Raw genomic sequence first — 11,693 nt, forward strand, 5'->3', positions numbered from 1 at the left:
CACGCTCAATGACGACCGCATACCCCGTCGTCGTCATCCCGAGAGACGGTCAACAACCGTCCACCACTCCTGCAATTCGTTGAGCGTGCGGACTTTGAGGAACGTGATGAGATCGTCGGGCAGCATGAGACGCAAATACTGCAGAACACTTTTGGCCAGCGGATCTAGCAGGGTGGCCTCGGTCAGAAAGTCGCCGATCCGGACAAGCACAAAACCCAGATTCCCGGGCGTCACCCTCCGCGTACTAACTTTCAGCGCTGGTGCTTCCTCGCCATCGTCCCATGATGGACCGGCCTTGATCAGCTTGCCGGCGCACCTTTCTCCGGACGAGCGCGTGAGCAGCGTTGACACCGTCGCTCGTGAGCGACGCTGGGATGTAGACCATCTCGCCGGCCGTATATCTGGGAGCCACCAGGGAAAGCTACGCCAAAGTCAATAAACCGATACGCCGACCCGCCTAGCCGCCACGAGCCGCCGGCCGCGGTGACCAACATCGCCGACTACCGCGTCTCTGACACAGAAGATCACGGCCGTCGGCGGACATCAACGCGGCGGTGATGGTTTCCTCCAGGGTGGTACGCCTGTCACGCCATACAGTGCTCGCTGTAGTCGGCCCAGCGGCGGTGGCGACGGGTCGTTGTGGTACTCGCGGTGGACGGCGAAGGACAGCAGGACGTTGCCCATGTACTTGCCTTCGTCGTCGAGACGTTCCATCCCTTGGTCGAGGTAATCCTGGATTGCTTTGCTAGTCGCGCCTTCGGCGAGCCGATTATTGATCTCGCGGCGCATCAACAGCGCCCACCAGGCGCTCAGTCGCGCCCGGTGTTGATGTGACCAGAGCTCACGGAACATTCTGAGTTCGGGCGTGACTTCGACGTCAGAGAAGTAAGTTGTGGCGCCGGCGGGGAGTTTCCATGCCCTTCGCCGCTGCGATCGGGTGGCCCATTTTCGGCCTACCGCGTGAGCAGACCCGCGTACGGAGATTGCTCCCTCACGGGTGCCGTGGTCGTGACCGGCGAGGGCTGGCCAGAGGTAAAACTCCGCGGTGACGTGTCCGCCTGGCTCTAGTCGGATGGGATTCGACAGGTCGGGGGTCAGATCCTTTAGATCAGAGTCTTTCCGAAGGAACTGCCATGGCTGAATGGTTGCGCGGTGCCGCCGGAGGGTCCAGCGATAGCGGTGCCGGACCGCGTAAGAGATGCTCTCGACCGACACCGCTGTGCGGCCAACGTTGGTGACCCTTACTTGGCCGTATTCGATACCTATGTCGGACATGCCGTCCATGCCGGCCCGGACGTCAGCGAAGGCCGGCCGCCCGCGGCCTGCAGTCCTCCACGTCATGTGCCCGCCATCATCGGTGTAGCAGAACACGAGCTGCACCTTGAGACGCGCGCCGGAAAGCCGGTACAGCGTCAGCTGCCAGGCAAGGCCGAGAAGTGTGATTGATGCACTACAGATCGAAACGATGAACGCCGCGAGGACAAAAGGATCCGGGCCTGACGGTTCGGGCGGCACGGCCACAACGGTAAACGCAACCGTGTCCTCTCATCGTGCCCAGCGCTTCGTGTCGGGCCTCTCGCTCAGAGCGGCGTCTGCTCGCCTCCGTGCGCAGGGCGGTGGCCAGCTCCATGCGCTCGGCTCGGCGCCTCTCGATCAGCCCCTGATGTGGCCCGGTGGCAGGTGGTCCGCGTAGCGGTCCAGCTCGCAGCGCGCCATCGTTTATTCACCGCTTATGACCGAGAATCGGCGAGAATCGAAGCGCACCCGGCGGACAGGTCCACACATAGATCGGCTGGCCCAGGGCAGGTTCAGGGCGTGGGCGAGAACATTAGGGATTGGCCCAGTTCAAAAGCCGGTGTCGCAGGTTCGAATCCTGCCGGGGGCACCAAGAGTTCTTGCAGGTCAGGGGCGGTTTTTCAACCGAGCCGCTGACGGGCCGTGCGATTCAGGTGCTATTACCTGCCTGGTCGGGCCGGTGGCCAGCAAACACTCAGTCGAGCCGCTGCGGCGGGTTGCCGGTTTCACGCTGGCTGCCGGACGAAGTTCTTCGATACTGCAGCCATGCCCACCGCGACCGCCAGGTCTCAGCTTCTGGTGAGTCGTCATCAGGTATGCCTAGCTCCTCGCGAATGGCGAAGTGCAGCTCGCTCAGGACATCGCCCCACTTTTGTCCAGCCGTCGTCAACGTGTCGCCGACGTTGACGACGCCCATCCGGCTGAAGATCAGCCGGTAACTAGAGCCAGCGGACTGCGTCCTCTCCGCTAGCGCCAGGACCCTGAACGAGCCGTAGATTTGGATCGCCTCCAGCGCCCTTTGCATCTCGGCATAGCGATTAACCACTTCGGGATCATCCGAGTCCTCCCCCAGCTGGGCGGCCGCCCCCATGTACGTCATCGCCAGCATGAAAACGGTGAACGCGGCCCGATAGAGCTCGACGTAGGCGCTACGGCGAAACTCGAACGTCCGCGCGGCGTCTTCGCGCACCCACCGGGCCTGTTCCCGCTCGGTTTCCCGGGCCCAGGTGGCGGCCTCCCGTTTGTCGGCACGGCGCTGGGTGAACCACACACCACCGAGTCCGGCAACGGCCGTGCCGACGAGGCCGAGACCGGCGACGACAAGCGGCACCCACAGAGGTGTGGTGTTCATTCATCGATGATTACGTGCCCCAGCGCGGTTCCACCGCATCCCGCGTGGCGTGTTTGAGCGACACGAGTTTTTTCTGCAGGAGATGATGGCCGCGTGACGGACATCATCAATGACAACGGGGCGTACATCGACCGGCTCAACATCGCTGTTCACACCGTCGAGATGCCGGGCGGCAAACCCACCTCAACCCTTGCCATGGTGATCGACGGCGGACTCCTTGTTGACCTCGCGGAGTTACGGCGTGAAGTGGAACGCCTGAACTGGAGCGTGGGCGAGAACGGGCAGCTGGTTCATCAGGTGTTCGCGCTACAAGAGCGCTACCAACACACCAGCTGGGGAGCCGACGGGGCACAGGCGTTTTACCTCCTTGAAATCGCCCAGTGGCTGGGGACTGCCGCCGGGGGTGGAATCATCGGTGGCTACGCGTACGACCGCTTAAAAGGCATCATGACGAGGATCCAGCACGCGAAGGGGCCAGCGTGGAAGCCACCGGAGCTAAATGCCCTGATAGCGAATCAGCGGGCTCAGCAGATGGTCGCGGCGAGCTTCAAAGACGTTGACCTGTCTCAGCTTAAGGTTGACGCGACGACTATTGCTGACGGCAAAGCAACTGTCGTGATGCGCGCGGGAGACGGGTCCACCTTCACGGTGCAACCTAGCCTCTCCGACTACGGCGCGATTGGCACTATTACCCGCGTGTACCCCGACGCCCAATAATCCGCTCATCAAGCCCGCAGCGACTCCGGCAATTCTCGTTCAAGCGCACGGATGGCAAGGTGTGCTTGCTCCAAGCAACTCTCCACTATCGCCATGTAGCTTCCGGTTCCCACAGTCGTACCCTGCATCGCTCCGACGGTCCGCTCCGCGATATCGGTTAGCCCTATTGCCCTGTCTCGGAGTGGATCTGACGTATCCGTGATCCCGCCCCTGTAGAGGAAGTCGACGGCGCACCGCTTGCTCCAATCCTCGGCAAGGTCCAACGCTGTAACCGTGTAGGGCATCGGGTGAGCCTGATCCATCTGACGTATAAGACGCAGAGCAGCGCTGAATCTGGGGAAGAAGAACCGCGCGCGGGAGACGTCGAGTTCACGCGGAAAATCTGCACGTCGCTCGACCGGCGGCATTGCGGCCTGCGCGGCTTCTAGCCTGGATCTGACGGCAGCGAGGGTCAGCGCACGTATGTAGTCCGGCTCGGGAGAGCCGGGTGGCGCGTCGAAAGTTGTTGCAATTCCGAGTAAGTCATAGCCTTGCTTTGCGGTTAGCACCGCCGATTCCAGTGCTTGAAGGACCATCCGGAGAAGTGGTTCGACACGTTGTGCTGTCCGCTCAATCTGGACTCTCTTCACGATCACATTGGAAAGGACGAGAGCCGGGCCGACAATTGCCAGGCTGGCTGCAACGTTCAACGCGAAACCGCGCCAATCCATGGCCAAGCCCCACACCAACGCAACAACACTGATCACCACCCCGGCGGCAGTGAGGGCGGTGGGGATCGGGTCATGACTCCCCCTGGCCCATTCGTGAAGTCTCGCCGCGGCCCGTTTCCTTAGTCGTTGGAACACCCGAGGAATCGTCCCATGAGGAAATCTTGAGTCAGGTCATCGACAGGCCGTGCTCGACTATCCACGCCGAATCGTCGTCGCGGAGTTGCATCGATCCATCGGCGCTCACCGTGGCTCGCCGCCACCACCGCAACGGCTCGCCGACCCGCGCCCAGGGCGGCAACGAGCCCAGCTGGAAGTCGACGCAATCGCCGCGTCGCAGCGCCGCCAGCCGCTCACGTGAGCCGTCGTATGATGTGCCGGTCGTCGGATCGGCCAGCGCGCCGCCCGCCGCGACGGCGCGCTGCTCACGGTCGGCCAGCCATGGGTACAACGCGGTGACGCGCAAGTCGGCGGTGCCTGGCACTTGAGCCACTAGACAGGTCGCTTCATCGGCCTGTGCCCCTCCCAGCGCGTCCTGGCGGCCCGCTGATGTTGCGCGCTCTTGGCCGGGCCGACGCCGAAGTTGATCCTCTCCAGCGTGTCGTGCACAGTGCGCTCGCAGTGGCGGACTTCGGCGCTGAGTCGCACCAGGGTGGTCGGCCTGGCATCACCGGCCAGTTCGGCGTCTCGCTGAGACTTCAGCGCCGCGGCCCAGTCGGCCATCTCGGCGGCGGTGTCGACGAGACGACGCTCTAGCTCGGTGAATTCCAACGTGACCAGGCCGAGATCCTGGGCAGCGCGGGCAAGTGCCTTGTCGAGGTCCGCCCGGAGCTTGGCACCGGCGCTCTGACTAGATTTCTTGGTCATGGTGGATCCCCTTTCCAGGGATTCTTCACGCATCCGACGGACCGAGGCACGTTATAGCTGGCGGTGTCCGCCGATGGTTAGCTGGGATACCTCCCCAGCCCACCTGAACTGCGTTCCTACACTCTATCGAGTTAACTGGCACGGTGCCTTTAGCAGGTGCGTAATCTCTGCGCACCTGGGCCTCGGCCTCCGCTGGGTGCGTGTTCTCCACCCTGGGCTCGCGGGCACAGTCCGCGCAGCGCTTGCTGCCTTCGACGGCAGGCTGTCGGAAACAGACGCAGCAGCGCAGCAGCTTCGTCACGACCCACCACCACCCGCAACGGTAAACATCGCAATCCGGCTGGGGCGCACCACATTCTGACCCAGGCGGAACGTGCATCGGACGGCGATGCTGTCGGAGCTGAAGTACTGGTGATCCGAGGTCGCGACATTGACTGTGCCATAAGCACTTACGACCGCCGACTTGTCGATGATGAGGCCGGTGTTGGACGGGACCGCGACATTGACGAGCACAGGCAGGCTCAACAGAAGCTGTTGTGCGTCACTGGTTCCCGCGCCGATGAGACTCGAGTTCGTCTCGGTGCCACCGACTTTCAGCTTGCGAAACTCAGCCCACGCCGAGGGCGACAGGACAATCATCGTCGGGTTGGACAGGTTCTCCTGCAGCTCGGCGATGCCGTCGATGAGTGCATCGAGGTTGTCCGAAACATCGCCGATGTCAACGACATCCGCCACGTTGAGCAGACCAGCAGAAGGGCCGATGGCAGGCGGGGTGGGTGCGACCTGCTGGATGAACGCCAGGTCGGCACGGCGGGTGACAGCGCGGGCGACTGACTGGGCCAGCTGCTCGCTGGTGCCCTGTTGCATCCACTGCTCACGCGAGAGCCGCACCAACTGGCTGACCTTGCCGGTGGCGACGAGCACCTCGGCGAGATCCGGCTCGGACTCAGGGATCTCGGATCCCTCAGCGACGAATTCGGCGTCGGCGTCATCGATGTACGCGACTCGCACAACCGGCTGATCGCCCTCAATCACACCAGCTTTCGTGCTGCATTGGATGATCAGCGCGTCGGGGATGACATCGGCAGCGCTGAAAGCAAATTGATCTGGACGCCACGCGGCGTCAGAATTGATAGTGGTAGCGGTGAAAGCCATGATGGCTCAACCCTTCTGGCGGGCGCGGCAGAGCAGCGCGAAATCAACGGGGATTTCAGCGGCTGCCGACTCGGCGGGCCGTGCCCTTCACAGAAGGGTTCGCGTGTCAGGTGGGCGTCACGCCCAGAACCTCACGCTTGCCGGTGATGCTACTCCTCGCTACGCGGTGTGAACGCTTTCTGCCAGTTGCTGACACGCGGCTCCTGGACGACGGAGGCTCCCGAGCGCAGGCCACTACCGGCCGCGAGCTTGGCGTGGATCGACCAGTGCGGGTGATCGCGAACGAGGCTGCGGGCCAGCTCGGTCACCTTGCCCTGGTCGATGGTGCCGTCGGTGTCGAGCACATCATCGAGGGTGGCCCCGGCCCGCCAGATGTCGCTGCCGTCGCGCAGGGTGGAGGCGGCCAGCCGTTCAGCCTCCGCACTGAGCATGGTGCTGACGGTGCTGCGCAGCTGGGCGGCTTCCTCCTCGGCTGCCCGCAACTTGGTGCGGTAGCGGGCTTCCCGTCGGCTGGCCGGTTCATCGGTGTCGTCCTGGCCGTCGGCGTCGGGATCGGCGTCGGCGTCCTGGCCGTCGGTGTCGGTGGCCGGGGTGAAGGCGTGGACGAAGTCGACTTCCGGCTCAGCGGCGCTGTCCTGGCCGTCGGCGGCCTCCCCGGTGTCGTTTGTCGCCGGAATGTCGTCCAACGCTTCAGCGGCGCTCTCAGGGCCGGTATCGGTGGGCTCAGTGCTCATCGGTGTTCTCCTGTCGGGGTGATGTTGTCGAGCGCGTCACACATGCGGGTGATCTCGTCTGCGATGTCGCGGGCCAGGGCGGGCTTCAGCAGAATGGTGAACGCGCCACGACGGTGGTCGAGGATCGAGAGCGAAATGAAGTCGAGGCCGGTGGTCGATTCGTAGCCGCGACCCACCTGCGCCTGGATCGGGGTGATGGTGACGGCGTCGGGCGGCAGGTGGTCGGTGTTGAAATCGTCGGTCATGGTTGCCTTTCTGAGGGGTTGGGCGTTACCGGCTGGTGCTGTTACTGCGTCAGGAGGATCGCCGCCCGCAGCCGGAAGCCGGGCACGACGTTGGTGACGACGATGTGGCCGTGGGTGCGCCAGGCCGGGTGGTTGTACTGGCCGTCGGTGTGCGCGAGCTGGAGACGCTCGGCGTGGGTCATCGGCCGGACGCGGGTCGTCTCACCCGGGTGGTCCTCGAAGTACCGCCGGTCGTCGTCGGTGGCCGCATCGACGCCGTCAGAGATCGGGCAGCCGGATAGGTGCTCCAGGATCGTGCCGACGGGCTGGGCGGCACAGTCGGGGCAAGGCGTACTCGGCGGGCTCGCCGGATCGAGCGCGGCATGGATCTGATGTTCGACGAGTCTGCGATGCCCGGCTGCCCGGCGTTGTCGGCGGTTCATAGGCGGCTCTTTTCGTCAACCATCGGGTGGTGGGAGGTGAGTCCTGTTGGCAGGCACGTCCGTTCCCCCCCCTATAAGGGGGGTGGGAAACGTGAACGGTAGGCGTGTGAACGGTCCGTGAACGGGTGCGTGAACGCTCTAGCTGCGACAACAGGTTTCGCGTGATCGCCCGTGAACGGTTTCGTGAACGGTTAGGCGTGTGAACGCTTGACCTGCGGTCTTACATTTCGCGTGAACGGTCCGTGAACGGTCCCGAGATCGTCGTCATGCCAGGAACCACGCCGTCCTGGATCCGCCGTCCTTACCGCCGGAGGTGCCCTCGAAACGGGTCAGGATGTTCCCGGTGACCAACTCATCGAGCTTGCGCCGGGCCTTCTCGATCTGGCCCCGGGACGGCCGGTCAGTCTCGAACAGGGCGCAAGCCGCACCTTTGGCGGTGAGCCCGTTGGCGGCCGAGGCCTTGACCATGGCGATGAGGTCGACCTCGTGCTCGATGGTCAGCAGTCCGCGCACCGGGTCATGCGACAGCCGGAAGGGGCCGATCTCCTCGACGGGCGGCTTCACATGCCGGAAGCCGATGATGGGATCGCCGGGCTCGCCGGTCAGCAGGATCACCGAGCCGCATCCTGATGTCAGCCAGGTCGATCCGTAGATGTCGTTGATGGTGTCGGCACCGTGCTTGATGACATGGTGCAGGTCGCACATCTGGCACCCGGCGTTGAGTACATGCTGACGTGCCCGGTTGTAGCTGGCACCAACCTCATCGTCGGAAAGCCCGACCGCGGCATCCTTGACGGAGTCCACGATGACGATGCGCGCGCCGACATCGGATGCCATCAGTGCCAACAGATCTGGCCGCTTCGCCAGATCAGCCAGCGGTGGGCCCGGCCGGACCAGCAGGCGCGACTTCAGGATCTCGCGCTCTTTCTCGGTGAACTGCCGCCTCAGTGATCGTGCGACCTGACGTGGCCGGTCCATCGCGAGGTAGAGGATCACCTCACCGGAGCCGGTGATGGGCAACCCCAGGACGTGGCTGTCGATCCCAAGCAGGCCGCGCACCAATTGCCCTGCCAGCGTAGTCTTTCCGAGCCCCTGTCCACCGGCGATCATCAAAGCCTCACCCTCGGGCCAGGCGACTTTCTTGCCCTCACCCCAGATGGCAGGCACGTTGGCGGGCTGGTCGAGGATGAACGTCGCGCCGTCGACAGTCTGCCAGGAGTTGGATTCTCCAGCGCCGGAATCCGCCACCGCCTGAGATTCGCTGGGAGACTTGATGCTATTGGCGATGATCTCGTCGAAGTCGGGCATCCTCTCCTCTACCCCGGCCCGCACCTCGTCCAGGTCGGCGATGTTTGCCTGCCCGATGGACCAGGACATCATCGAGTCGAACGCGGCGATGGCCTGCCTCTCCGTAAGTTGCTTCTCGCCGTTGACCGGCGGCCTGGTCTTGGCGGCGATGAACAGTGGGAGCAGGGTTTCGCGGGCCGTCTTGGCCGAATAGAAGCCTGCCGCAGCCTCTTTCATCGCGAACGTCAACGGCGCGAGCATGGCGACGTGACGTGACCCCGTAGCGGCGTCCTTCTCGAACTTGCTGCGGTGCCCATGAATGATGTTGGGACGCTTCTCCTCAGTGTGCCGGTCGAAGAATGAACGCACCTCGGCATCGGTGGCCGCGCTTTCCCGGTCACCGGCGTCATCGAGCTTCTCAGCGATGATGTCCGGCAGGGTTGGAATGATCATGCGGTCCGCGTCCATCGGTACTCACCGCCCTCGGGATGAACGGTCGGCTCCACGATGATGACGCCGCCGTCGCCCTTGACATCGAGCCCCATACCGGCGAGTCCACCCTTGCCGCAACCGATCCTGCGGCCAGCAGGCTGGCGGAAGATGTAGTGACCCCTGCCGGGAACATCGGGCCGGGTCGACTGGAAGGGTGCACCGGACGACTTCAGCTCGTTACGGAGCCACTCAGGCAGCATCTCGGGGTAGTCAACGTCGATGACGACCAGGCCGCTGCGGCCGAGGTCGATGGCGATGCCGTGATCGGTGCCTGCCCACAGCGCCGCGATCATCGCCGGGTCTCGGGTCGACTTGTCGTGCCAACGCGCGCCGACGACGCTGCCGGGGTTCTTGGTTCCGGCCTTCACCGGCAGGACGTACAGCCCGGCTGCGGCGTAGGCCAGAGCGGCGCTGAGACCGTCGACGCCGTCGCCCAGCAGCGGTACGCTTGGCTCATCTGCCCGGTCGGCGGTGTCGAGGGAGCCCGGATCACCCCGGGCTTCTTCTCGTTTCATAGTGGTGTATGTCCTCTCTGCACGAAAGTTCAAGGGGCATGCGCGTTTTGACTCGTCACGCTTCGGACATGAAAAAACCCCGAACAAGTCGGGGTCGTTTGGTGTATTCGGTTGTGCGCCTATACTGCACCGCCGAGGGGCTCACCGAGCAGCTGCTGGCTAGCCTGCTCGGCGTCGAGGCGGATCATCCTCGGCCCCACTCGGTAGGCGGTGAGTCGGCCATCGGCGATGTAGCGCCGCACGGTGCGGGTCGATACTCCGAACTGCTCTGCCACCTGCTCGATGGTGATCTTCTTGGCCATGGTGATTTCCCTTTCATGTTCATGGTGGCGGCATGAGAAACCCCCGGTGCGGGAAGCGACCGGGGGTTGGAGTGGAAACGACGAGCAGCCGTTGTGGGCCGCGTGGCTGCCTCACGCGACATTCCGCATTTTGGCAGCACTCTAGTGCCGAGGATCAGTGTGGCACGTCGAATGCCGTTCTGTCCCATATAGGACGTGCGAATTATTCGGAGGCCGCCGGTTCGCCGTCCTGACCGGCTGCGGCCAGCTCCGACAGTGCAGCGGCGACTTCCGCGTCGCGGCCGGTCACCTGCTGCTGATAGATCAGCGAGGCCTTCACGGTGGAGTGCCCGAGGCGGGCCATCGTCTCGCGCAGGTTGCCGACCCTGGCGGTCATCGTCCCGGCGAAGTGCTTGAGGTCATGGACCACCATGCCGTCCTTGCCCGACTTCTGCCCGATCTTCACCAGCGCCGGATCCAGGTAGTCGCGGAACACCCGGTCATTCAGGTGGCAGCCGCCACGGGCGGGCGGAAACAGCAGTGCCTCATCACCTTTCGCGGTGAACACATCGAGGTGGTGTTTGAGGTCAGCGCGGATGTGCGGCGGGATGACCACGGTGTGAGCCTTCTTCTGCTTGACCGTGCCGATGTGACATTCCTTCTTGCGGTGCGTCACCCCACGCCGGACGTAGACCACCTCGGCGTCGTTGTCGATGTCCTTGCGACGCAGCTCGATCACCTCACCCCACCGCAACCCGCACCATGCCTTCAGCAGGATCAGGGCGCGGAACCGTTCCGGCATGGCCTCGGCCAACGCCGCCAACTCGGTGACGCTGAGGATGACCGGCTGGCGTTTGGTGGGCGAGGACATCGCCCCGACGATGTGGGCCGGGTTGGCGGCGAGCACACCGTCGGTGACGGCCGTCTGCAGCACCGCGTGCAGCAGGGCGTAGCAGTGCGCGTTGCGGGTGGGGTGGTTGTCCCCCAGACCGGAATACCAGGACCGCACCAGCTCGGGAGTCAGGTCACCCACGGGGGTGCGACCCAGCACGGTCGGCGTGATGTGCAGGCGCAGCTTCGACTCGTAACCGTCACGGGTGCGCGGCCCCAGCTTGCGCTCGGCGATCCAGGTCGTCGCGAACTGGGCGACGGTGACCGACTTGACCGCCTTCTCGGCACGCCGCAGCGGGGGCGGCGTCCAGGTGCCCCGCTCCATCTCCCGGCGCTCCGAGGCCAGCCAGTGCTCGGCGTCCTCCTTGGCGGTGTACGTCAACGCGGCGGTGTGGCGGACCATCCGGTTGCCCTTCTCGACGTAGGACGCCTGGTAGCGACCGGAGGGCAGCTTGCGGATGTGCCCCCAACCCCGGTGGCCTGACTTGTTCGCCATGGCGGCAAACCCTTTCGCCGTGCGATCCCCGTGCGATTAACGTGTAATCCCACGCCTGATTGTGTCTTCGCGTGTCACTACAGGATACATGTAGAAAGCCCTGGTAGAAGCCGTTTTCGCACGTCAAGCCAGTTAACTGGATCGGCCACCCCGGCATTTTCGAATCCTGCCGGGGGCACTTTTGTGATGTCCCAGGACATCGGAATAGCTGTGAACCTGCATTAGGTTCACAGCTTT

Annotated in this window: 14 protein-coding genes and 1 pseudogene; 1 reads left to right on the forward strand and 14 read right to left on the reverse strand. The window is 64.1% G+C overall.

All coding sequences use genetic code 11. The features are described from left to right. Positions 1–33: 33 nt before the first annotated feature. The 3 genes from CRM90_RS30390 to CRM90_RS28335 all read right to left on the reverse strand — a co-directional run bounded on the left by CRM90_RS30390 (position 34) and on the right by CRM90_RS28335 (position 2,647). Positions 34–351 carry a hypothetical protein gene (locus CRM90_RS30390; protein ID WP_142391478.1) on the reverse strand — a complete coding sequence of 106 codons (318 nt, stop codon included), beginning with the start codon at positions 349–351 and terminating at the stop codon, positions 34–36. A 192-nt stretch (positions 352–543) separates the two neighbouring features. Then, positions 544–1,515 carry a hypothetical protein gene (locus CRM90_RS28330; protein WP_142391479.1) on the reverse strand — a complete coding sequence of 324 codons (972 nt, stop codon included), beginning with the start codon at positions 1,513–1,515 and terminating at the stop codon, positions 544–546. A gap of 475 nt (positions 1,516–1,990) precedes the next feature. After that, complete coding sequence (locus CRM90_RS28335) at positions 1,991–2,647, reverse strand: hypothetical protein (RefSeq protein WP_142391480.1); 657 nt, start codon at positions 2,645–2,647, stop codon at positions 1,991–1,993. 93 nt (positions 2,648–2,740) lie between these two features. Between CRM90_RS28335 and CRM90_RS28340 the strand changes: the two genes are divergently transcribed. Continuing rightward, entirely contained in the window at positions 2,741–3,364 is a 624-nt protein-coding gene (locus CRM90_RS28340) for a hypothetical protein (RefSeq protein ID WP_102810208.1), read from the forward strand. 8 nt (positions 3,365–3,372) lie between these two features. Here the strand turns inward: CRM90_RS28340 and CRM90_RS28345 are convergent, their stop codons facing one another. The 11 genes and pseudogenes from CRM90_RS28345 to CRM90_RS28395 all read right to left on the reverse strand — a co-directional run bounded on the left by CRM90_RS28345 (position 3,373) and on the right by CRM90_RS28395 (position 11,456). Further along, complete coding sequence (locus tag CRM90_RS28345; RefSeq protein WP_142391481.1) at positions 3,373–4,110, reverse strand: hypothetical protein; 738 nt, start codon at positions 4,108–4,110, stop codon at positions 3,373–3,375. Between the two features lie 130 nt (positions 4,111–4,240). After that, positions 4,241–4,564, reverse strand: coding sequence for a hypothetical protein (locus tag CRM90_RS28350; protein ID WP_102810210.1), 324 nt, complete (start codon positions 4,562–4,564; stop codon positions 4,241–4,243). Then, positions 4,564–4,938 carry a hypothetical protein gene (locus CRM90_RS28355; RefSeq protein ID WP_102810211.1) on the reverse strand — a complete coding sequence of 125 codons (375 nt, stop codon included), beginning with the start codon at positions 4,936–4,938 and terminating at the stop codon, positions 4,564–4,566. Before CRM90_RS28355 ends, CRM90_RS28350 begins: the two co-directional genes overlap by 1 nt. 297 nt (positions 4,939–5,235) lie before the next feature. After that, positions 5,236–6,093, reverse strand: coding sequence for a phage major capsid protein (locus tag CRM90_RS28360; RefSeq protein ID WP_102810212.1), 858 nt, complete (start codon positions 6,091–6,093; stop codon positions 5,236–5,238). A 149-nt stretch (positions 6,094–6,242) separates the two neighbouring features. Next, positions 6,243–6,827: a hypothetical protein gene (locus CRM90_RS28365; protein ID WP_102810213.1), complete on the reverse strand. Its 585-nt coding sequence runs from the start codon at positions 6,825–6,827 to the stop codon at positions 6,243–6,245. After that, positions 6,824–7,072, reverse strand: coding sequence for a hypothetical protein (locus CRM90_RS28370; protein WP_102810214.1), 249 nt, complete (start codon positions 7,070–7,072; stop codon positions 6,824–6,826). Before CRM90_RS28370 ends, CRM90_RS28365 begins: the two co-directional genes overlap by 4 nt. Before the next feature lie 41 nt (positions 7,073–7,113). Beyond that, a complete protein-coding gene (locus CRM90_RS28375) occupies positions 7,114–7,494 on the reverse strand; it encodes a hypothetical protein (RefSeq protein WP_102810215.1) in 381 nt (126 codons plus the stop codon). A 264-nt stretch (positions 7,495–7,758) separates the two neighbouring features. Next, the gene (locus tag CRM90_RS28380; RefSeq protein WP_158249084.1) at positions 7,759–9,234 is read right to left on the reverse strand and encodes an AAA family ATPase; all 1,476 of its coding nucleotides are present in this window, start codon (positions 9,232–9,234) and stop codon (positions 7,759–7,761) included. After that, positions 9,231–9,788, reverse strand: a complete 558-nt coding sequence (locus CRM90_RS28385; protein WP_102810217.1) for a bifunctional DNA primase/polymerase — start codon at positions 9,786–9,788, stop codon at positions 9,231–9,233. The genes CRM90_RS28380 and CRM90_RS28385 overlap by 4 nt, the downstream gene beginning before the upstream one ends. Before the next feature lie 119 nt (positions 9,789–9,907). Beyond that, a pseudogene (locus CRM90_RS28390) lies at positions 9,908–10,105 on the reverse strand (excisionase family DNA-binding protein); the annotation flags it as partial. A 187-nt stretch (positions 10,106–10,292) separates the two neighbouring features. Continuing rightward, positions 10,293–11,456 carry a tyrosine-type recombinase/integrase gene (locus tag CRM90_RS28395; protein ID WP_102810219.1) on the reverse strand — a complete coding sequence of 388 codons (1,164 nt, stop codon included), beginning with the start codon at positions 11,454–11,456 and terminating at the stop codon, positions 10,293–10,295. Positions 11,457–11,693 lie beyond the last annotated feature (237 nt).

Origin of the sequence: Mycobacterium sp. ENV421 (assembly GCF_002887815.1) — a bacterium.
GTDB lineage: Bacteria > Actinomycetota > Actinomycetes > Mycobacteriales > Mycobacteriaceae > Mycobacterium.